This is a genomic window from Shewanella dokdonensis, assembly GCF_018394335.1.
Taxonomy (GTDB): domain Bacteria; phylum Pseudomonadota; class Gammaproteobacteria; order Enterobacterales; family Shewanellaceae; genus Shewanella; species Shewanella dokdonensis.
Window position 1 is genome coordinate 2,536,658 of the sequence record NZ_CP074572.1, and the last position, 18,379, is coordinate 2,555,036.

The window sequence follows — 18,379 nt, forward strand, 5'->3', positions numbered from 1 at the left end:
CAGCTCATCTACGCATCCGGGGAGCTGGGTTCCCGCAGCTGCTTCGGCAACAAAAAATTGGCAACGGCACCCCTAACAGCAGCAGGTCTTCCGGCTCCAACTGGCGCGCTTCGTCTTTGGTGAGCATCGGACTGGAGATACGTGGCAGTAGTATCGTGAGGGAATTGACATCCATGTTGAGAATGTCATTGAGGTTCAGGCCGCGCAGTTCGCCGGCTTTGGGTTTGCGTAGGGTAATATCGGTAATTTGTGTATCACCGCGCGAAATAGGGTTATCGAGCGTGACGGTTTCAGTGCTCATGGGATTTCCTCAAAGGTAAACGCTAAAAATCCCCATGCCCAAGGCGGGCACGGGGCGGGAACAATCAGAGGCCAATGGCTTTGCGGTGCTCGGCCATGCGGTCAACACCATCCGGGCCGATTTCAATCATGTTGATGACATCGATTTCATGCAGCACCTGACCATCCAGCACCTCTTTGTAATAGGTGCAGCTCATGCTGGCTTTGGAGGTGCTGTTTTCACCATTCTTGAAGGTGCCGCGGTCAATCTCCTTGAAGCGGCCGCGACAGACGATTTCGACGGTGGATACCTCGCCCGTGTCATCGCGCTGGAATGACCCGGCAAAGCGCAGCGGTACGCCATCAATCTTGCTGGCGCCCTGGCGTTTGGTGATGGCTTCACTGTAACCAGCGAACACAAACTCGATATCCAGGGCTGCATCATCCAGCCCCATATCGATATTGGCGGCACCGGGCATACCGCCACCGCGATAGGGGTCAAACTTGCGGGTCAGCTTGGCCGGGGTGAATTCTTCTGCTTCACCAACCCAGCTTTCGCCATCAATGAACACGTTGAGGTGTTTTAACTTACGGGGTAATGCCATGGGAATTCCTTATGCCGCTGCCACGGCGGCAGCAAAATCGGCCAGATAGGTGTCAGTAATGCGCTGCTGGAAGGTCAAATCTTCCAGCGGCGGTACCGGCGTATAGTCATAATCGATGTACAGCTTGCCCGCCTTGAGGGTGGCGGCTTCGTTGAGGTCTTCGTTGTACCAGGCGCTGCCATCAACGATATAGCCCTGGCCCTTGAGTTCGCGGAACTTGGCATTGATGCCTTCGATAATGTCTTTCACCAGTGTGGGTGTCAGCGGTTTATCGATGGCCCACAGATGCGCATCGGCCACGGTGTCGGCCAGTACCTGCGCGGTGCGGGTGTAGTTTTCAAAGGCAAACAGTGGGTCATCGGTGCAGGTGCGTGAGCCCCAGAAGCGAAAGCCGTCCTGCCGGATGAGGGTGGTGATATCGTGACTGTTGAGGTACCCGCATCGGTATCGGGGTCCTGCAAGTCCCAGAATACCTGCTTGGAAATACCGGTGACGTTCGGCACGGTGACGTTGGACAGCGTCTTGTGCCAGCCCACGGTCTTGTCAATGTAAGCACGTAAGCCCAGAGCATAGGCGGTCGCCGGCACGGCGCTGCTTTGTGCGGTATCGGTGTTGAATTCGATAAACTCCGGCCAAATGAGCATCAGTTCGCGGTCGCCAAAGTTCTCACGGTAGGCGGCCACCGCTTCTTTGGTGGCGCAGTCATGGGCATAGGCATACACAAAGGCGCGCAGTTTCTTGGCAACGGTACACAAGGCGGTGGTCACTGGCAGGGTATCGAGTCCCGGCACCCCCAGAATACGGGGTTTCACGCCAAGCTGTGACTGCGCTGCCAGTAGCGCCTGTATGCCGGTGTATTGGCCGTCTTCGGTGACGGTACCAATCACGTTGGCAGAGGTTTCTGCGTCATCGGCACCACTGGCAACCCGCACTACGACCACCATGGTATTGACCACATTGGTGATGGCCGTCAGGGTTTGTTTCAAGGTGCCCGTTTTACCGGCCTTGCCAATGGCATTTTTCGGGGTGGTCAGCAGCACCGGTTGGTTCAGCGGAAATTGGTCAACATCGGCGTCATCGCCAGTGGCGACAATCCCAATCACCGATGTGGCAACAGTTCGGATGGTGCGGGTGCCTTCGTTGATTTCAACGACACGCACACCATGGTGGTAATCAGACATAAAGTGGGCTCCATGAGGTTTGCAAACTCAGCATTAGCAGCGTTAGCTTGCAAACCCATCAGGAGCCAGGCAAAGGCTTGAGGGGTGACTCACGCGGGGTAATGGACGGCGTTAACTCACTGTGTATTTGTAGCCATAAATGCGGTGTACCTTGGCGTTTTCCGAGGTGGTGACAAAGGTCTGGTTGTTACTGCTGAAATAGCCCCGGAAACGAATGCCATCAGACTGTAGCAGGCACACATCCAGTCCCAGCGACCTCACCGCATTGAGCATGTCGGTGGGCAGAAAGCTCATGGCTGCATAGGAGCTGTCATCACCGCCGGCAATCACCACCAATCCATCAAAACTGGAGTACGGCGCGGACAGGGTGAAGTTTCCCTGTGCAACGGCAGAACCTAACAGCAGGGTAAAGGTCATCTTGCCGGTGTGGCTATGGGCCGAGGGTGTGAAACTTGACGGTTTGCTGCTGACTTCATTCCAGGACGGCCAGCGGCTGGCGGTGGCGGGAATACCGGACACCTGACTCCAGCTGTGGCTGTGCGAGGATGGCGCGGCACCCACATCGGCAGCAGACAGTGAGATATCGGCAGTCAAGGGCTTGCCGTTCACCTTGCGGGCGGTCGGGACATAGTCGTGCGTGTGGGCCGCCGGGGGGAAAGTGGCGGGCTTGCTGCTCACTTCACTCCAGGCGGGCCAGCGGCTGGCGGTCACCGGGATATTGGCTACCTGACTCCAACTGTGGCTGTGTGTGGCGGGGGCGGCACCGACTTCTGCGTAGCTGGGCTTGTGCCCGGTGTGGTAGAGCTCATTAAACGGCCCCCAGGTGCTGGCGTCATACGCCTGCTGTCTGAAGCCGATGCGACCCGCGCCCGATTTGTCCATGCACAGCAGGTTGGACACCTTTACATCGGTGCCGCTGTAAGCTGAGATCCACAGGCAATCACTCCAGCTTATACCTGGAACGCCCCCAGACCATTACTGCCATTGCCCAGCATCTGGTAGCGCAGTTTGCCCGAGCCAAAGAAGGACGGCGCCGCCAAGCCCGGATATATAGTTGTTACCACCCAATTCCGTGTGGCTGTGCCCGGATGGGGAAAGCTGGCAGGTTTGCTGCTCACTTCACTCCAGGACGGCCAGCGACTGGCAGTGGCAGGGATACCGGACACCTGACTCCAGCTGTGGCTGTGTGTGGTGGGCGCAGCACCCACATCGGCGGCATTCAGTGACACATGGCCGGTACGGCCATTCACCGAAGAGACCGCATCGGTGTTATCCACCTTGTCCCATTGGCTGCCATTGGAGATGAGCCAGTCGCCTAGCTCGAAGGTAAGGCCAAACTGACTGCCGGCCACTTTGACAATGTAATAATCGCCTTTCTTGGCGGGCACGCTGGGCAGCGCCGGCACGTTATTGGCCGCATCCCACACGCCCTTGTATTCGACCTGACCTAACACTGAATCGTTGATCTGATTGAGCGGGATTTTGGCGTTGGCATCCAGGGTTGCCACGCCGCCAGCGACCCCGCGGCTGGCCTGCTGCACATAGCGGGCATCGAGCTGGCTGTTATTGCGCACCTGCTCGTTACCGGTGCCAGCATAGCGATAGCCGGCCACTGCATGATTGCCCCAGTGCCAGGCGGCATTCCAGTGGGCCACATCGTCCAGACCGCTGTCAGCAAACCGCAGGTTAATCATCTGGGTTACGCGCGCACTGTGGACGGCCAGGTGGCGGTCATCCAGAGGTGAGCTGTCCTGTGTCAACTGCAGCAGCCCCGGTACGGATTCAGTGCCCGGCGGTAGCATGAAGCTGGTATCGCCGGTGATATTGATAAGCGCGGCATCGGCAGCGGACAGCTTGATATCCACCGCCAGCAAGGCCACGGCACTCGGAGTTTTCTCCAGAATGACTTCCGGCTGTGAATACACCGCGAACAGGGTGTCATCATCGCTATAGAGGCCAAAGGCGATTAACTGGTAAGCATCATTAGATTCATCGCGGATGGTCACATGCAGCGTGTCATCATCGACCAGTTCGCCGGCAAAGGTGTCCAGGCGTTTGATTTCCTTTGGCAGCGTTGTGACGTCGGGGGTGGCGTCAAAGGCGGTTTCACTCAGGCCAATCGCGGTAATGGTGATGGCGTTGGTGCCGGTATTCTGGGCGTTGATAAGGGCGGCGCGGCCCGCCGCGGTGATGGTGAGGTTCATACAGCTAACTCCAAGCGGGTGTAATTGGCGGCGCGCACCGCGCCGGCCAGCAATAAACGGGTGTCGGCAGTCAATGAAGCCTGGACGGTCATGTATGAGCGCGCCGGTTTCACCCGCGTCACTTCATCAATGATGTCCTGCTGAAACTGGGCGGTAATACTGGCGCCGTCCATTTCCGGGGCGTTAATGGTGATATCAAAGTGATGGGGCGCGCCTTCACGGCTTTCCCGCAGTGCCAGTGCCGCACCAAAGGACTCCACCACGGTACGCACCGATTGGGCGGTACCCTGTCGGCGTTTGGTTTCAATAGCGCTACGCAGGATGCTGCGGCGCACGGACTCCGGCCAGTAGGACTTCCAGGTGGTCACCCCAAGAGACCAGGCCAGCCAGGGCAGCAAGGCCACCGGGCAGGTGTCGGGGTTCCATATCTCCCGCAGCGGGGTCGGCAGTTCGGTGGCGCGCAGCAACACGGTTTCCAGATGACGCTCAAGCGCGGTGGCATTGGGCGGTAATAGTGAATGACTCATTGCGCGATACCTCCATAGACCACCTGAATGTCGTCACAGAAGGCCGCCTGGTTGATACTGCAATGCACATCCGCGGTGGGTGAGCGCAGCTCAACCCGCTGCACACCGCCCACATGCAGCGCTGCATATAACCCGGACAGGGTGACACTGCGTCCGAGGCGGCGGTTATCGTTGATGTAGGCTTTTACTGCGGTAATGGCGGACGATACCACCACCGTAGGGTCGGGACCTGCGAAGGTATAGAGCTGCGCATCCACCCGGTAATTCACAATCGTGGCACTGCGGGTATAGACGTTGTCCGTCAATGGTCGCAAGTCTTCGCCTGACAGGCGGGTGTTGACCGTATCAACCAGCTCGCTGCTGGGTTCCCCGTTACCTTCACGCGATAACACGGTCACTGCCACATCGCCCGGCCGAGGATGGGGCAGCCCGGCATCATAGGTACACTGCAGCACCATGACGTTACTGGGCAACTGTGCCGCCAATGCCTCCGGCAGGGTGTAGGTGGTGAACTGTGGACTTTCCACGCTGGCATCCAGCACCCGGCCATCGGCACTGAGCGCGTGATAGATATAGGCGCGGGCGGGGCCGGCCACCGATAAGCCATCCAGTGACAGCAGGATACGCTGGCGGAAGGGTTCATCTTCTTCATAGGTCGGCGGAATGGGCGTGGCGGCGGTGGGGTCACCTGCATCAATCACCAGGCGTTTGACCCCAAGCAGGGCGGCGAGGTTATCCAGATCGGCATCGAGCGCATAGGCCAGCATGACCGCCTTGGCCGCTTCGTTGACGCGCTGGCGCAGCAGCATTTCCCGGTAGCTGACAATCTGCAGCAGCTTGTTGAGCGGCTCGGAGTCAAGCGCCAGCACCTCACTCAGGCTCGGGTCGAGGCCGATTAAGGATGATGTCATCTCGCTGAGGATGGTCTCATAATCAATGGCTTCAATAATGTTGGGAGATGGCAGCTGGTTTAAATTGATGACACTCATGATGTAGCCCTATTGGTGCTTGGCAGTGCGGTGGCCGCACTTACCCGTAATTCACTTGATACTGCTCATTGCTCTGGGTGTCGCTGCGTTGCACTTCCAGCGTGATAATGAGCTTGCCGTCCAAGGCGCTGTTGCCCAGAGTAACGGCGGTAATGCGCACCCGGGGTTCCCATTGGGTGAGGGCATCGACAATCGCCGCCATCAAGCGCAAGCGGGTGGCACCATGCTGTGGCTGGTCGATTAACTCAAACAGCGCTGAGCCGTAGTCGCGGCGCATCACCCGGCTACCAATGGGTGTACACAAAATGTCGCGGATGCTCTGGGCAATATGGTCGCGGGTACTGAGGCGCTGGCCGGTGGTCACATTCACTGTGGGCCTCCCGAGGTGCCGTTGCCGGTATCTACACCGCCATGTTTATGCGTCCCGAAGGCAATGCCATCAATACTGACGCCGCCCTGGTTGGTCATCTGGCCCTGATGGTCAATCGCGCCTTTAACCGATACGCCTTGGTTAACGGTGAGCTTTTGGGCAATAGAGACATTGCCCGTAAAGTCGGCGTTGGGGGTATCGATGGTGACCCTTTCGGACGCCTGCACCCGTGCGGTTTTGATACCCTTGGCGGTGAGGGCACCAACTTCGGGGTCATACTCAATCACCGCACCATCGGGATAGATAGTGCGGTTGCGGGTCGGGTGGTCATCAGGTTCGGGCAGCGCATCGCAATACAGTGCTGGCAACACATAGGCGTTGGTAACATCGCCCGAAAGCGACAGCAGCAACACCTGCTCACCTTTGGTGGGGCGCCAACTGCTGCGGGCCGAGCCTGCACGTTGGGTGAGATACGGGCGCCAATCAGTCAGCAGTTCACCGGATTTTACCCGGCACTCACCGGCCCGGACGGCTTCAACAGTGCCCAGGCGCAGCAGGTTATCAATACGCCGACGAAGATCGGCCAACAGGGTGATGGCATTCATAGCCATCATGGTCGAGGGAGTAAATCAGTGAGGCAAGTGGTTGAGGAGGTGACTGGATTCAGCTAGATATTGGTTAGACTTTTAATGTTCTTGGTCAGTAATGTCGCTATATAAAAGTAAATTTGTTAATTTTTCGTTATGGGTATGGGTATGGATAATAATTTAAAAGCTGGCTTAGATATTTTTGACCTTGCAATCAAAAGGCTTGTTGTGCCTGTAACTATGCTTGTTGCTGCGGCTGTTGTCAGCTTTGGGTTGAAAGCACCGGATTCAAATCATCTATTAATTTATTTTTTTATGTTGTTGTTAACCTTTTTTGCTGTGGGGTATGGGTTGTGCTCTGCTTTTGAGGCAGGGAAAGCAATCAATGAATTAACTATATCGACAATTAATAAGTTTGGGTTGACACTGTGTTTTTGGCTGATTTACTTAATGTTGTTTTATTCAGCTATTAGATTAGGACTCGATAAACTTAGTGGTTTATAAGCGTTAGTTAATTGTTTTCTTATCGTGTTCTAATTTAGAAGGGGCCATACCATCACGATTTCTCTATCGGAGGTATGGCATCTGTTCGTATTGTTTTGAACTATTTATGTTTCGCAGAAAGGTGAGCAAGTAAATCTTCTGTTTTCACTTTTTTACCGGGATTGAAATTATTGATTTTGTTAAAAGTTATTTCGTAGTTGCTATCACTGTGTTCTAGGCCGCACTCTTTGTAATATTTAAGAATAAAGTCCCGAATTTCATAGCCTTCGCTACGGTTTATGTATTCACGATCTTCTTTAACTGCTGGCGAATCTCCGCCTGTTCGAGTCCAAGACAGATCGGTGTTCTCTTTTAGCCACTTAGTGACCTTTTCTTCATTCGACATTTTTGTCCTCTTTACATTTCAATGGTTATGAGACCTTTAGTGAAACGTCTCATATGTTCTATGGAGTTAATTACTCACCATTCAAGCATCGTTGAACCAAAAAAATGAAATCTGTGAGATTAAGCAAATAATTGATTAAATATAGTTTCGTACATCTTTATAAATGACGAAATTAGTCTCCTACCCATTCCAACAGCAGTTCTTTCACTGTTGCTAGATCTTCTTTCGTAAACCCCAGCAGTTCGCGTCGTAGATATTGCACTTCGATATAACCTTTCAATCTTCCTCTTAGCGCGTATTGGTGTTCGCGTGCCATGCGGCTGATGGTCGGCGTATAGCTATCTGTAGCAGCGTAGGGGCCTTTACTGCTCATCAGTTTGCGTTTGTTTCAATACGATCTTAAATGTGTTTCCTTTTGAAAATGTGCCATCTACGATAGTTTTCTGTTTTATACGGTAATCTCTTTTGAACGCCCCTCCAAACCCAGAGGTCGCATGTCTAGCGATTATACGAAAACGAATAAACTGGGTGTTTTCATCACTCCACCTTGCGTCCAGATTTTCATAGGTTAAGAATCGATAAGCGTAATTTGCGTTCTTATCTTTTTTGTCAAATTTGTCGATACATATAGGCGTAGATCTTTTCAATACAACTTCATCAGATTTCCAAATTTTCCCTGTTGCTGTTTGATGACACTTAAACAGGTGCATTTGAGCATTAATATCCGTTATATCATCTCTTGTTCTATTGATGACTTTTATTACATAGGTTGTTTCACCATTTTTGGTGCTGATGCCGCGTGCAATTTCAGGGGAAATTTCAATCTGAGGCCTAAATCTGGACAGAAAGAAGAAAAACATCGCGCTGGATACTAGGCCCGTTAGGATTGCTAAGATCACTTGACCAAAAACCATGGATACCCATTCTGGCATATCTTCTCCCTTGACCGTCTAATAACACATTAAGATGCGCTTGCTGCAAATCTAAGCACTTAAATAGTCACTTTATGCCATTACGAAGATTTGGTCGACTTCATCATTGTAGACCGGACATTCCAAAGATTGTTGATAAGTAGGTGCAGTAAACTACCGTATTGAAGAATTCAGCCAATCCAGCAGCAGTTCTTCCACTGCTGCTAGTTCTTCTTTCGTGAACCCCAGCAGCTCACGCTGCGGGTACTGCACCTCGATATAGCCTTTTAATCTTCCCCTAAGGCCGTATTGGTGCGCTCGCACAATATGACTAATGGTCGGTGTAAAGCTGACCGTGGCGGCGTTGGGTGTGGCTTGCTGCTTGAGCCACTTGCTGCGGATGAGTTTCTGGAACATCAGTTTGCGTTTGATGTGCCCCGGTTGCGGTTTGCGTGGGATGTAGGCGCTGCCATCCGGGTTTTTGTTGGCCTTGATACGCTGCGCCTGAGACTTGCGCAGGGTGGCGGCGATCTGTTTGGCAAGTTGCTTACGCGCTTGTGGTGATAGCGCCTCAATCAGTCCGTCAAACTGGTCGTTAAGGTGGCTTAAGCTATCGGCGGCCATGGGGTCAGTTCCTGATTGACATACAGGGTGTAATCGCCGGCTTCATCAAACTGAGGCTCCGGCAGATGTTCGGCGGTGAGCTGGCCGTCTTGCGTGCTCACTTTCACCCGTTCAGTGAGTGCCAGCGTGATTTCAATGTCGCAGGTGGTGTGGTTAATCAGCTCCGCCCGAAACTTAAAACCATTGGCGCGTTTATCGGGATTGCTTAAAAGTTCTGGCTGCTCGGTCGCCAGCCAGCCCAAGATGGGCACAATCAAGGTATCGGCATGGGCACGGTAATCGGTCACCACTATGATGCAGTTGAACTGGTACTCATAGCTGAGATTGCCCTTGGCGGCGGTGGCGATGATATTGCCGTTCTCGACAAAGATATGCAGCGCCTCGGGATGATGGCGCAGATGCGGTACCGCTTGGCTCAGCAGTTCGCGCAGTTGCTGCGGTTTATTCATGCGCCTTTTGCTCCTGCTGTTGCTGGCATTCCACTATCATGTCGACCTGGGCGGCGCAGGCGTGCCAGGCCTGGCTCTAGCTGGTCAATCTCCTGACTGAGCCCCTCGTTGCTTCTCGGGTTCGCCGGTGGGAGCGAGCAGGGCACTACGCGCGGACAGCCATTGTCGATAGGCGGCGCTGCCACTAAGGGCTGGTCGCTGGCGCAGGCGGATAATAGCAGCGGGCAGAGCAGTATCAGCCCAGGCTTTAACATCGGCGTATTCATGTTTCAGTTGCTCCAGTTGCTGCGACTGGGTGGCCGCAAGGTTGTTGGCAGTATTGAGGCGGCGGCGCAGTTCGGCCTGCGCTGCCTGGTTCTGCTGGGCGGTTTTCTGGATGGCATCGATACTGCGCTGCGACTGTGCAACCGCAAGCGCTAACTTGCCGGCGCGCTCGCGGGTATCCAGCAAATCGGTATAGAGCCAGTACATGGCCCCCAGGCTCAGCAGTGCATAGACGATGCCTGCCAGTAGCGCCTTACTCATAACCTTGTTCCTTCAGCAGCACATCGAGCTGCTGATAACTGCGCGCCAGCTTGATGTCATAATTGTTGGCCTGATAGTTGGGGCCGTTGTAGCGCTTGGCAAACTCGCCCCATTTGCGTTGCTGCAATGCCTGGTGCAGTTTGCTGTCGGCCATGATGAACTTGACCAGGGCATTGAGTTGTTCGGCTTCACTGGCGGCCATGGCGCGACTCATGGCAATGGCTGAGTCATAGCCCAGAGATTGCCAGTGCATGCCCATTATCTGGAACATGCCCCAGCTGCACGCCTCAATGGCCGCGTCCATATCGAGAGAGCAGGCTGCGCGCAGGCGGCTGTATTCATTGGCGCCGCCGATGTATCCACCGGGCTTGGGGTTACACAGATTCGGGTAACGCTCGGCCAGCACATTTGCTTGGGCCTGGTCGGTAACGGCAATCTGGCGATAGAAGATATGCCGCTCATACAAAATCACCGCCTTGCCGTTATCAAAGAAGCCGTTGCCTTGGGATTCCACATTGGCGAGGGCCACCATGGTCGCCAGCGCAATCTCCAGCGTGTTTGCCGCCTGCTGCAAATCCCGCAGGGTCAGCAACTCCGGTCTGGCCTTGCCCGCAAGCCGTGCCAGCATGCGCGGGCCGACACTGCCAGTGGGTGGCAAGTCGTTGTCCAACTGATAACGCAGGACCGCCTGACGGGTGGCCTCGCCATAATCGCCGTCCACCGCAATCACGGTGCCTTGCTGCAGCAACTGCTGTTGCAGCCATTTGACCTGGTGCCCCTTGGCCCCCAATTGCAACATCATGCTTTCTCCTTAACGGGTTTTTGATGCAGTAACCAGCTCGACAACCGTGAGTGGGCAGCGCTGCTCTTGAACAGCTCCGCCAGATTGCCGTTGGCGCTAAACACCAGCACGGCTAACACCGCGTTTGCCAGTAATACGCTCCAGTGGGTGGCGTTGCCCACATGCAGCAGTGCCAGCAGGGTCTGACTGCCACAGGCGACCGTCAACAGATAGGCCAGTACCGAAATCCACGGCCGATAACGGCGTTTGACAAAGAGCGCCAGGCGCAGCGCAATGGCGAGACAGATGAGGGCGTTGAGTGTGGTCATTTCTTCCCCCTGAATGAACGAATGAAATCAAGCAAGGTGTCAGGTTCGCTGGTGAGCTTCTGCAGCAGTCTGACGACACTGGCGGCGGCAATAATGGACGCCATGGCCGGATTGACCGCAATGGTGCTGGGCAGTGCCAGGCTGAGCAGATTGGCGGCCCACTGGGCACACAGCAAACCACCCAGAAACGAGATGATAAACAGGCTGGCCTTACGCCAATGGCCGGAGCTGTCATCACTGATGATGAACAGCAGTGAGCCAGTGAAGGCACCAATGACCACGCCGGGGTCCACCCCGGGCAGCAGGGTTAACAGGCCGGCGGTAAAAACGTAGGCAGTGGCGGTTGAGGTGGTAACGGGTTCGCTCATGTTCAGTCCCATAGCTGAATGTGTGAAGTAATGGCGGGCGCTTCGCTGAGCGCTGGCAGCAGAACCGCCGTGCCCAGCGGCAACACCGGCCCTTTGTCTGCCAGGTGCGGGTTGAGCTGCAGCGCCTTTTCGGTGACGCGGCGGGTCGTGCCCAGATGGCGCTGACACAATAAGTCGAGGGTATCGCCCTGCTGGCTGTAGACGGTCATGCCCATCAAATCAGCTCCACCGTCACATGGGGGATATCCATCAAATCGCGGATGGCATAGGCCGCATCGCGCCTAAGGTCGTCAATGGTGCTCTGCAGGTTGTCGCCGTCATCCTGCTTGGCAGCGGTGCTGTCGTAATCGCTATAGCGCTCACTCAGATTGGCTTTGGTGAGGCAGTACACCGCCCGTAGGTAGAGGTATTGCCGCTCTGAGCTGCCGTTGATAGTGCGCGCCGGTACCGCGTCCATTGAGGCATAGCCGTTATCCTGCTGACGCTGCTGCCATTGAGCCAAATCGCGGTTGACCAAAATCATCGCGTTAATGGCGGCATGCTGCAGCCGCTCGGCGGTGACGGTGCCATCCAGGCGCATGGTGAGCTGCAGGGCGGCTAAATCAATCTCCGGCCAAAAGCCATCATTGGTGACAGTGCCTTCACTGGCCGGTGCTGTGGCAATAAAACTCATGTGGCCTCCGCTATCGTGTCAGGGGAGGACGGTGGGCCCGCCATCATGAAATCGTTATCTATTCATCAGGCGGGCGCCGTCCGGTGCGCGTGGTCGCTCGGTTAGCTGGCGGTATGACTACCGCTGTCTGGCTGTGAGGTGCCCAAGGTGCGGCCAAGCTTTTCCATCAGCTTTTTCACGCCTACCTTGTCGTTGTATTTGAGTGCGGTCTGGTACGCATCGAAAGCCGGTTGCAGTTGTTCTTCCGCTTCCAGCGCTTCGCCATAGGCGCGATAGAGTTTGGCGCGCACTTCGTCGTACATGTCGCTGTCGGTGGTCATTGCAATCACCTCGGCAATGAGGGCGCTACTGACCGCGTTCTCGCTGCCCAGCAGCCGCGTTGCCACATCGGCGACCTCTTCGGCAAAGGTGCAGGGCAGACCGCGCTCGAAGCGGTCCGGCATGGTCAAGTCATGCTGGATGGCATAACGGCCAAGCCTGATGGCGGCGGCAATGTCGCCCACATCGATATGCCACAGCATGACTGTAGTCAGCACTTCATCCTGCTGGCCGCGGTTGGCGCTGAGTACCCCGTCCAGATACGGGGTGTACTGCGGCAGAAACTGGCGCTTCGCCTGAATTTTGCGGTCGATGGACTGCAAGGTTTTCAGCGCGCGGCGGTGCTCGGTGAGCTGCATCAACATCAGTTCGTACTGGTTGAGGGCCTTTTGGTCGAGGGCGGGGTTATCCCCGCCACGCTTGGCCGCCAGTACCCGGTCGCGATGCGCTTGGGCAGGTGACATCATGATTAGGCTCCCTGGGTAAAGGTGATGTTTTCAGCAAAGGCAGCACAGCCATAGTCTTCCACCACGTAGGCATCGTTAGAGGATTCGTAGTTTTCAATCTGATCACGTTTCGGGTTGTCCACGATGTGCCGGCGGCGCGCGCCTTCCTGCCAGTACAGGCTGAGGTTATCCATGCGGGTCACCAGAATGCCGTTGGCCGGGAAACTCGGTACGCGCACGGCCGGTAAGCCGCCGAGGCGTTTCTGGCTGATAATCAAATCGGCCGCCAGGGTTTCAGTGGGTTCGTGGTTCTTGTTGACGATAGGGAAATACTTGTCAGCCAGCAGCTTGCGGCCACAGATAGCCACTAACTCGGTGTCGTCCTGGTACCAGGGTTCAATCAGGTTGTTGACCATGTCGAACACCAGCGCATCCAGGTTGGCGTAGTCGGTGCCGATGATGATTTTACCGGAATCGGCGACCACTTCTTTCATGTGGCGCTGCGGTGCGTACTCACGGATTTTCTGCAGCCAGCCCTTGTTCACATCCTGCAGTAGGGGATTGGTGCCACGGTCAGAGGTGGCGGCGCGGCTGGTGCCGTTAAAGCCAATCATGATGCGGTCTAGTGCCTGGCGTTTCAAAATGGTGTCACGGATACGCGCCTGAAAGTCGGGAAACTTGGCCCACATATCGATTTTGGCGTAACGCAGCACCGTATCAAAGTTGGTCTGGGTGCAGTCATAACCCGCCGCATCCAAATCGGTCGGGTCGATGGCCTGACGGTCCTGCTTGGTGGTGTCGGTGGTGCTGGCAATGGTGCTGTTAATGCCTAGCCCCAGCTTTTCACCGCTCTTTTCATTCACCGGCACAATGTTGATGCGGGTCAGGAACTCGGAGCTTTCCTGCATCCGGGTTTCCAGCGTCTGCTGCACGCTGGGGGTGACGGTGAATTTGGTGTTAGTGCTGTCCACGCCATTGAGGGCACACAACTGGTGGGTATAGGCGTTGAACAGTTGACGGGTTTCGTTGCGCATGTAGAAGACTCCTAGCAATCGGTTTTTACTGTGTTATCGCCACCGCTTGCAGGCTGGCGCTGGCTGTGGTGACCGGGTTCGTTATCCAGCTGCTGTTTCAGGGTGTTGAAGTTGGCCGTGAGTTGCTCTAGCTCGGTGGTCACTTGGCTGAGCGTGGTTTGCTGGCGGGTAAACTGCTGCTGCAGCTGGGCATAACGGGTTTCAACATCGGCTGTGGTCTGGGCAATGGCTTCGACCGCCTGATGCACATCGCTAAATTCGTCACTGGTCACCTTGCTGGCTTTCCCAGCAGGGCCTTGACGCGGTTGAACAGCCCCGAGGTTTGCGGCTCGTCGTCTTCAAACTCCAACGTGGTTTCTACCGCCGCCGTAAACAGGTTGTCAGGTTTCTGCTTACGCGAGGCCAGCGGGTTGTGTTCACTCTTGGCCGAGAACGCCAGCATTTCGGTACCGAGGAAGCCGGCGAATCGGTGACCGCCAGCCCGGTGAGGTAGCACTTGCCAGTTTTGGCAAAGTTGGGGTCAATCTCCACCGAGGTATAGATTTTCTGGCGCGCCTTGTTCATCGCCAGCAGGTCTTCTGTCGGGGAGATTTGCGCAAACAGCGCCAGCTTGCCGTCTTCGACCTTTTCAGCCTTGACGGCGGTGACATCGCCATAGGCCTTGAACGGTGAATCCGGCAGGATGCCGCGAATATGCTCCAGCCAGATACGCGCGCCATATTTGGCGGTGTTGTAGCTTTCGGCGATTTCTTCAATCCAGTTGCGCTGGATTTCGCGACCGTCAGTGGTGTCGCCTTCGGTAAACACCCGGAAGAATTTGGACTTTTTCATGATAACCCTTTGGCATAAGTGGCTCGGACGTGACTGTTGCTATGGTCAGAAGGGGGCTAAAGGGGTCAACGTAGCCGGAGGGTGACACACAGCAGCTACCGCCCCCATGAGCCAAACTCTGGCCGCCACGCTTTTACACTGGCGCTATTGTGTGATTGCCCAGAGTTGTTATGCCCGATATCGCCGAGTCGCTCCTGCAAACCAGCCCGCGCCAGCAGCAAACACCTGTACTGGCAGGGCTGGTATGTGCGGGATATCAGCCAGCATTTAGCTGTACCAGAAACCACCGTGTCTTCCTGGAAAAACGCGATGGCTGGGATGACGCCAAGCCCATTGACCGGGTGGATGCGGCGCTGGAAATGCGCATGGTGCAGCTTATTGCCAAAGCCGATAAAGACGGGCGCGATTTTAAAGAGATGGATTTGCTTGGGCGGCAGCTCGAGCGCATTGCCCGTATCACCCGCTACCAGAATGGCGGCAATGAAGCAGATTTGAACCCCAAGGTGCATCACCGCAATGCCGGCGATAAGCGCAAGCCGGTGAAAAACCTTATCACCGATGAACAGCGCGACAAGTTGTGGTCCGCCTTCAATACGCAGATGTTTGATTATCAGCGCACCTGGTATCAGGCGGGTTTAAGTCACCGTATCCGCAACATCCTCAAATCGCGGCAAATCGGTGCGACGTATTATTTCGCCCATGAAGCGCTGCTGGATGCGCTTGATACCGGGCGCAACCAGATATTCCTCTCCGCCAGTAAGGCGCAGGCGCATGTGTTCAAGCAGTACATTCTGGCGTTTGCGCGGGATGTGGCCGAAGTGGAGCTGAGCGGTGACCCGATTGTGCTCGCCAACGGCGCCATTTTGTATTTTCTCGGCACCAACGCCCGCACCGCCCAGTCCTACCACGGCAATCTGTACCTGGATGAATACTTTTGGATCCACAAGTTCCAGGAGTTTCGCAAAGTGGCCTCCGGCATGGCGATGCACAAGAAGTGGCGTCAGACCTATTTCTCCACCCCGTCATCGCTGAACCATGATGCGTACCCGTTCTGGTCCGGGGCGCTGTTTAACCGCGGCCGACCCAAGGCCGAACGTATCACCCTGGATGTGAGTCACCCGGCGTTAGCCAATGGCCGAGCCTGCGAGGACAGCCAATGGCGCCAGGTGGTCACCGTGGATGATGCCATCCGCCAGGGCTGTAACCTGTTTGACCCGGACACCCTGCACCTGGAATATAGCCCAGAAGAGTACCAGAACCTGTTGATGTGCGAGTTCATTGATGATTCGCAGTCGGTATTCCCGATGCAGATGATGCAGCGCTGCATGGTAGATGCCTGGGAAGTGTGGACCGATTACAAACCGTTTGCGCCAAGGCCGATGGGCATGCGTGAAGTGTGGATTGGCTATGACCCGGCCAAAGGCGGGCAGGGTGATAGTGCTGGCTGCTCGGTGATTTGCCCGCCGGCCGTGAAGGGCGGCAAACACCGCATTATTGAAAAACACCGCTGGGCTGGGATGGACTTTGAGGCGCAGGCCAACCAAATCCGTGAGCTGACCCGGCGCTATAACGTTACCTTTATCGGGATTGATACCACCGGCCTTGGCGAGTCGGTGTACCAACTGGTGAAGAAGTTCTTCCCGGCCACGCCGTTCCTGTATACCCCGTCACTGAAAGCGCAGATGGTCATCAAAGCCTATGACGTCATCAGCAAGGGCCGACTGGAGTTTGATGCCGGTTGGACGGATTTAGCACAAGCCTTTATGTCCATCCGCAAAACCCTCACCGCCTCACAGCGGCAAGTGACCTATGAATCCTCGCGCAGTGAAGAAACCAGCCATGCCGATATTGCCTGGGCCACCATTCACGCGCTGTATAACGAACCGCTCGATATAAGCGACAACGCCACCTCAATGATGGAGATTTACGACTGATGTCAAACGACACACTTGAAACAACCGAACCCAATCACCGCATTGAGGTATTTACCTTTGGGGAACCGATGCCGGTGTTATCGCAACGGGAGATTTTTGATTACCTGGAAGCCATGAGCAACGGCAAATGGTACGAACCGCCGCTGTCGATGAATGGTCTGGCGCGCATCTACCGCGCCGCGGTGCATCACGCCTCCGCCATTCAGGTGAAGCGCAACATTCTCAAGGCGTGTTTTATCCCGCATCCCAAACTGTCGCTGCATGAGTTCACCAAACTGGTGATGGATTTGTTGATTTTTGCCAATGCCTACCTGCAGCGCATCCCTAACCGCACCGGCGGCACGGCCAGCTATCAGGTGAGCCCCGCCAAATACACCCGCGTGGGCGTCAAGCCGAACCAATACTGGTGGGTACCAAACCTGGCCGATGAACTGGCATTTCAGCCCCATGAGCTGTTTCACCTGATGGAAGCGGATATCAATCAGGAGATTTATGGCGTGCCGGATTATGTTGCCAGTATGAATTCCAGCCTGCTGAATGAATCGGCCACGCTGTTTCGCCGCCGCTACTATGAGAACGGCAGTCACGCCGGCTTTATCCTGTATCTGACTGACGCCAATGTGAACAACCAGGACGTGGACGCCCTGCGCAAGAGCCTGAAAGAAAGCAAAGGCCCCGGCAACTTCCGTAACCTGTTTTTGCACTCGCCTGGGGGTAATAAGGATGGCATGAAGTTGATCCCCGTAGCCGAAGTGGCCGCCAAGGATGAGTTTCTATCCATCAAGAACGTATCACGCGATGACCAGTTGGGCGCCCACCGGGTACCCCCACAACTGATGGGCATCATGCCCAACAACACCGGCGGCTTTGGGGATGTGGAAAAAGCCGCCAAGGTGTTCGATGCCAACGAACTCGAGTGCATCCGCCAGAACCTGCTCAGTATCAATGACTGGGCAGGGGAAGAGATTATCCGGTTTAAGGCGTTTAGTCTGGTGGCATCAGTCAGTGATTAAACACTTGGCAAACGCTGGTGCAGGGCGGTGCCAGCGTGTAGCAACTTGAACATGATAGGGCGTTTCAAATCTTTCGATAGTTGTCGATTATGTAGGATGTAAAAAATCTGCATATACTCAAAGTATCACTGGTACGATGGAGTTGAGTATGGCGATATTGACCTTAAGTTACCCAAAGGACTCCTCAGTGTGCAAGGATGTACTGTTTAAATACCTCGATAACTGGTATGACTATGAGTGTGATTGCCAGAAGCAACAAGTAAAATTTTGCGTAGATGATGCGGTACTCAGAAATGAGTTGTATGTACTTATCAATCGTTTCCCTTGGATAAATATCAGTGTAAGTTTTTATCGAAAACGGCACATTATGGTGGATCAGTCTCTCGAAAAAGATAGTCACCAAGGATGGCATCTCTTTTAAACGACAGCGTTTATCCCTAAACACTAACAGGTAGGTATGTCCCATCAGAGTACGGCTATTTGATAGCGTGACATAACATCCCATTATGATG

At 55.1% G+C, this 18,379-nt stretch carries 26 protein-coding genes and 2 pseudogenes; 3 read left to right on the forward strand and 25 right to left on the reverse strand.

From position 1 onward, the window contains the following. Positions 1-4: 4 nt before the first annotated feature. The 10 genes from KHX94_RS12195 to KHX94_RS12235 all read right to left on the reverse strand — a co-directional run bounded on the left by KHX94_RS12195 (position 5) and on the right by KHX94_RS12235 (position 6,760). Complete coding sequence (locus KHX94_RS12195; RefSeq protein WP_213680848.1) at positions 5-301, reverse strand: phage tail assembly protein; 297 nt, start codon at positions 299-301, stop codon at positions 5-7. A 64-nt stretch (positions 302-365) separates the two neighbouring features. Continuing rightward, positions 366-884, reverse strand: coding sequence for a phage major tail tube protein (locus tag KHX94_RS12200; RefSeq protein WP_213680849.1), 519 nt, complete (start codon positions 882-884; stop codon positions 366-368). Between the two features lie 9 nt (positions 885-893). Next, a complete protein-coding gene (locus KHX94_RS21815; protein ID WP_425314069.1) occupies positions 894-1,235 on the reverse strand; it encodes a phage tail sheath C-terminal domain-containing protein in 342 nt (113 codons plus the stop codon). Further along, positions 1,145-2,065 (reverse strand): phage tail sheath subtilisin-like domain-containing protein, encoded by a 921-nt coding sequence (locus tag KHX94_RS12205; RefSeq protein ID WP_425314011.1) that lies wholly within the window; start codon positions 2,063-2,065, stop codon positions 1,145-1,147. The genes KHX94_RS21815 and KHX94_RS12205 overlap by 91 nt, the downstream gene beginning before the upstream one ends. A gap of 111 nt (positions 2,066-2,176) precedes the next feature. Further along, complete coding sequence (locus KHX94_RS12210; protein WP_213680850.1) at positions 2,177-2,947, reverse strand: hypothetical protein; 771 nt, start codon at positions 2,945-2,947, stop codon at positions 2,177-2,179. A gap of 68 nt (positions 2,948-3,015) precedes the next feature. Next, positions 3,016-4,269, reverse strand: a complete 1,254-nt coding sequence (locus KHX94_RS12215) for a hypothetical protein (protein WP_213680851.1) — start codon at positions 4,267-4,269, stop codon at positions 3,016-3,018. Next, the gene (locus KHX94_RS12220; RefSeq protein WP_213680852.1) at positions 4,266-4,796 is read right to left on the reverse strand and encodes a phage tail protein I; all 531 of its coding nucleotides are present in this window, start codon (positions 4,794-4,796) and stop codon (positions 4,266-4,268) included. Before KHX94_RS12220 ends, KHX94_RS12215 begins: the two co-directional genes overlap by 4 nt. Then, complete coding sequence (locus KHX94_RS12225) at positions 4,793-5,785, reverse strand: baseplate assembly protein (protein WP_244859135.1); 993 nt, start codon at positions 5,783-5,785, stop codon at positions 4,793-4,795. Before KHX94_RS12225 ends, KHX94_RS12220 begins: the two co-directional genes overlap by 4 nt. Positions 5,786-5,825: 40 nt before the next feature. Further along, complete coding sequence (locus KHX94_RS12230) at positions 5,826-6,155, reverse strand: GPW/gp25 family protein (RefSeq protein WP_213680854.1); 330 nt, start codon at positions 6,153-6,155, stop codon at positions 5,826-5,828. Beyond that, positions 6,152-6,760, reverse strand: a complete 609-nt coding sequence (locus tag KHX94_RS12235) for a phage baseplate assembly protein V (RefSeq protein WP_213680855.1) — start codon at positions 6,758-6,760, stop codon at positions 6,152-6,154. The genes KHX94_RS12230 and KHX94_RS12235 overlap by 4 nt, the downstream gene beginning before the upstream one ends. Positions 6,761-6,910: 150 nt before the next feature. Between KHX94_RS12235 and KHX94_RS12240 the strand changes: the two genes are divergently transcribed. After that, a complete protein-coding gene (locus tag KHX94_RS12240; protein WP_213680856.1) occupies positions 6,911-7,246 on the forward strand; it encodes a hypothetical protein in 336 nt (111 codons plus the stop codon). Between the two features lie 100 nt (positions 7,247-7,346). Here the strand turns inward: KHX94_RS12240 and KHX94_RS12245 are convergent, their stop codons facing one another. The 15 genes and pseudogenes from KHX94_RS12245 to KHX94_RS21825 all read right to left on the reverse strand — a co-directional run bounded on the left by KHX94_RS12245 (position 7,347) and on the right by KHX94_RS21825 (position 14,920). Continuing rightward, a complete protein-coding gene (locus KHX94_RS12245; protein WP_213680857.1) occupies positions 7,347-7,631 on the reverse strand; it encodes a hypothetical protein in 285 nt (94 codons plus the stop codon). Positions 7,632-7,803: 172 nt separating this feature from the next. Beyond that, positions 7,804-8,004 (reverse strand): phage virion morphogenesis protein, encoded by a 201-nt coding sequence (locus KHX94_RS12250; RefSeq protein WP_213680858.1) that lies wholly within the window; start codon positions 8,002-8,004, stop codon positions 7,804-7,806. After that, the gene (locus KHX94_RS12255; protein WP_213680859.1) at positions 7,994-8,563 is read right to left on the reverse strand and encodes a hypothetical protein; all 570 of its coding nucleotides are present in this window, start codon (positions 8,561-8,563) and stop codon (positions 7,994-7,996) included. Before KHX94_RS12255 ends, KHX94_RS12250 begins: the two co-directional genes overlap by 11 nt. Before the next feature lie 153 nt (positions 8,564-8,716). Next, positions 8,717-9,166, reverse strand: coding sequence for a phage virion morphogenesis protein (locus tag KHX94_RS12260; RefSeq protein ID WP_213680860.1), 450 nt, complete (start codon positions 9,164-9,166; stop codon positions 8,717-8,719). Further along, the gene (locus KHX94_RS12265) at positions 9,148-9,615 is read right to left on the reverse strand and encodes a phage tail protein (RefSeq protein ID WP_213680861.1); all 468 of its coding nucleotides are present in this window, start codon (positions 9,613-9,615) and stop codon (positions 9,148-9,150) included. The genes KHX94_RS12260 and KHX94_RS12265 overlap by 19 nt, the downstream gene beginning before the upstream one ends. Continuing rightward, positions 9,612-9,869, reverse strand: a complete 258-nt coding sequence (gene lysC, locus KHX94_RS21820; protein WP_425314012.1) for an Rz1-like lysis system protein LysC — start codon at positions 9,867-9,869, stop codon at positions 9,612-9,614. The genes KHX94_RS12265 and lysC overlap by 4 nt, the downstream gene beginning before the upstream one ends. Then, positions 9,760-10,140: pseudogene (gene lysB, locus KHX94_RS12270) on the reverse strand (Rz-like lysis system protein LysB); the annotation flags it as partial. The pseudogene lysB and the gene lysC, both read right to left, overlap by 110 nt. Further along, on the reverse strand, positions 10,133-10,942 hold the full coding sequence (locus KHX94_RS12275) for an N-acetylmuramidase domain-containing protein (RefSeq protein ID WP_213680863.1): 810 nt from the start codon (positions 10,940-10,942) through the stop codon (positions 10,133-10,135). The gene KHX94_RS12275 and the pseudogene lysB, both read right to left, overlap by 8 nt. Beyond that, a complete protein-coding gene (locus KHX94_RS12280) occupies positions 10,939-11,250 on the reverse strand; it encodes a phage holin family protein (protein WP_213680864.1) in 312 nt (103 codons plus the stop codon). Before KHX94_RS12280 ends, KHX94_RS12275 begins: the two co-directional genes overlap by 4 nt. Continuing rightward, the gene (locus KHX94_RS12285) at positions 11,247-11,618 is read right to left on the reverse strand and encodes a putative holin (RefSeq protein ID WP_213680865.1); all 372 of its coding nucleotides are present in this window, start codon (positions 11,616-11,618) and stop codon (positions 11,247-11,249) included. The genes KHX94_RS12280 and KHX94_RS12285 overlap by 4 nt, the downstream gene beginning before the upstream one ends. A gap of 2 nt (positions 11,619-11,620) precedes the next feature. After that, on the reverse strand, positions 11,621-11,833 hold the full coding sequence (locus tag KHX94_RS12290) for a tail protein X (protein WP_244859448.1): 213 nt from the start codon (positions 11,831-11,833) through the stop codon (positions 11,621-11,623). Continuing rightward, positions 11,833-12,291: a head completion/stabilization protein gene (locus tag KHX94_RS12295; RefSeq protein WP_213680866.1), complete on the reverse strand. Its 459-nt coding sequence runs from the start codon at positions 12,289-12,291 to the stop codon at positions 11,833-11,835. Before KHX94_RS12295 ends, KHX94_RS12290 begins: the two co-directional genes overlap by 1 nt. Before the next feature lie 101 nt (positions 12,292-12,392). Next, a complete protein-coding gene (gpM, locus tag KHX94_RS12300) occupies positions 12,393-13,076 on the reverse strand; it encodes a phage terminase small subunit (RefSeq protein WP_213680867.1) in 684 nt (227 codons plus the stop codon). A gap of 2 nt (positions 13,077-13,078) precedes the next feature. Continuing rightward, the gene (locus KHX94_RS12305) at positions 13,079-14,107 is read right to left on the reverse strand and encodes a phage major capsid protein, P2 family (RefSeq protein ID WP_244859136.1); all 1,029 of its coding nucleotides are present in this window, start codon (positions 14,105-14,107) and stop codon (positions 13,079-13,081) included. Next, positions 14,101-14,920: pseudogene (locus KHX94_RS21825) on the reverse strand (GPO family capsid scaffolding protein). Before KHX94_RS21825 ends, KHX94_RS12305 begins: the two are co-directional and overlap by 7 nt. 359 nt (positions 14,921-15,279) lie before the next feature. On the opposite strand from KHX94_RS21825, the gene KHX94_RS12315 reads away from it, so the two are divergent. Further along, entirely contained in the window at positions 15,280-16,854 is a 1,575-nt protein-coding gene (locus KHX94_RS12315) for a terminase large subunit domain-containing protein (protein ID WP_425314013.1), read from the forward strand. After that, a complete protein-coding gene (locus tag KHX94_RS12320) occupies positions 16,854-17,867 on the forward strand; it encodes a phage portal protein (RefSeq protein WP_213680868.1) in 1,014 nt (337 codons plus the stop codon). Before KHX94_RS12315 ends, KHX94_RS12320 begins: the two co-directional genes overlap by 1 nt. The last annotated feature ends 512 nt before the right edge of the window (positions 17,868-18,379 follow it).

Bases quoted from the DNA above. Each gene is read 5' to 3' on its own strand.
- KHX94_RS12250 (WP_213680858.1), bottom strand. From the start codon at position 8,004: ATGAGCAGTAAAGGCCCCTACGCTGCTACAGATAGCTATACGCCGACC.
- lysC (WP_425314012.1), bottom strand. From the start codon at position 9,869: ATGTTAAAGCCTGGGCTGATACTGCTCTGCCCGCTGCTATTATCCGCC.
- gpM (WP_213680867.1), bottom strand. From the start codon at position 13,076: ATGATGTCACCTGCCCAAGCGCATCGCGACCGGGTACTGGCGGCCAAG.
- KHX94_RS12255 (WP_213680859.1), bottom strand. From the start codon at position 8,563: ATGCCAGAATGGGTATCCATGGTTTTTGGTCAAGTGATCTTAGCAATC.
- KHX94_RS12265 (WP_213680861.1), bottom strand. From the start codon at position 9,615: ATGAATAAACCGCAGCAACTGCGCGAACTGCTGAGCCAAGCGGTACCG.
- KHX94_RS12200 (WP_213680849.1), bottom strand. From the start codon at position 884: ATGGCATTACCCCGTAAGTTAAAACACCTCAACGTGTTCATTGATGGC.
- KHX94_RS12195 (WP_213680848.1), bottom strand. From the start codon at position 301: ATGAGCACTGAAACCGTCACGCTCGATAACCCTATTTCGCGCGGTGAT.
- KHX94_RS12315 (WP_425314013.1), top strand. From the start codon at position 15,280: ATGCGCATGGTGCAGCTTATTGCCAAAGCCGATAAAGACGGGCGCGAT.
- KHX94_RS12295 (WP_213680866.1), bottom strand. From the start codon at position 12,291: ATGAGTTTTATTGCCACAGCACCGGCCAGTGAAGGCACTGTCACCAAT.
- KHX94_RS12205 (WP_425314011.1), bottom strand. From the start codon at position 2,065: ATGTCTGATTACCACCATGGTGTGCGTGTCGTTGAAATCAACGAAGGC.
- KHX94_RS12225 (WP_244859135.1), bottom strand. From the start codon at position 5,785: ATGAGTGTCATCAATTTAAACCAGCTGCCATCTCCCAACATTATTGAA.
- KHX94_RS12240 (WP_213680856.1), top strand. From the start codon at position 6,911: ATGGATAATAATTTAAAAGCTGGCTTAGATATTTTTGACCTTGCAATC.
- KHX94_RS12235 (WP_213680855.1), bottom strand. From the start codon at position 6,760: ATGAATGCCATCACCCTGTTGGCCGATCTTCGTCGGCGTATTGATAAC.
- KHX94_RS12320 (WP_213680868.1), top strand. From the start codon at position 16,854: ATGTCAAACGACACACTTGAAACAACCGAACCCAATCACCGCATTGAG.
- KHX94_RS12260 (WP_213680860.1), bottom strand. From the start codon at position 9,166: ATGGCCGCCGATAGCTTAAGCCACCTTAACGACCAGTTTGACGGACTG.
- KHX94_RS12290 (WP_244859448.1), bottom strand. From the start codon at position 11,833: ATGGGCATGACCGTCTACAGCCAGCAGGGCGATACCCTCGACTTATTG.
- KHX94_RS12275 (WP_213680863.1), bottom strand. From the start codon at position 10,942: ATGATGTTGCAATTGGGGGCCAAGGGGCACCAGGTCAAATGGCTGCAA.
- KHX94_RS12215 (WP_213680851.1), bottom strand. From the start codon at position 4,269: ATGAACCTCACCATCACCGCGGCGGGCCGCGCCGCCCTTATCAACGCC.
- KHX94_RS12220 (WP_213680852.1), bottom strand. From the start codon at position 4,796: ATGAGTCATTCACTATTACCGCCCAATGCCACCGCGCTTGAGCGTCAT.
- KHX94_RS12210 (WP_213680850.1), bottom strand. From the start codon at position 2,947: ATGGACAAATCGGGCGCGGGTCGCATCGGCTTCAGACAGCAGGCGTAT.
- KHX94_RS12285 (WP_213680865.1), bottom strand. From the start codon at position 11,618: ATGAGCGAACCCGTTACCACCTCAACCGCCACTGCCTACGTTTTTACC.
- KHX94_RS12280 (WP_213680864.1), bottom strand. From the start codon at position 11,250: ATGACCACACTCAACGCCCTCATCTGTCTCGCCATTGCGCTGCGCCTG.
- KHX94_RS12245 (WP_213680857.1), bottom strand. From the start codon at position 7,631: ATGTCGAATGAAGAAAAGGTCACTAAGTGGCTAAAAGAGAACACCGAT.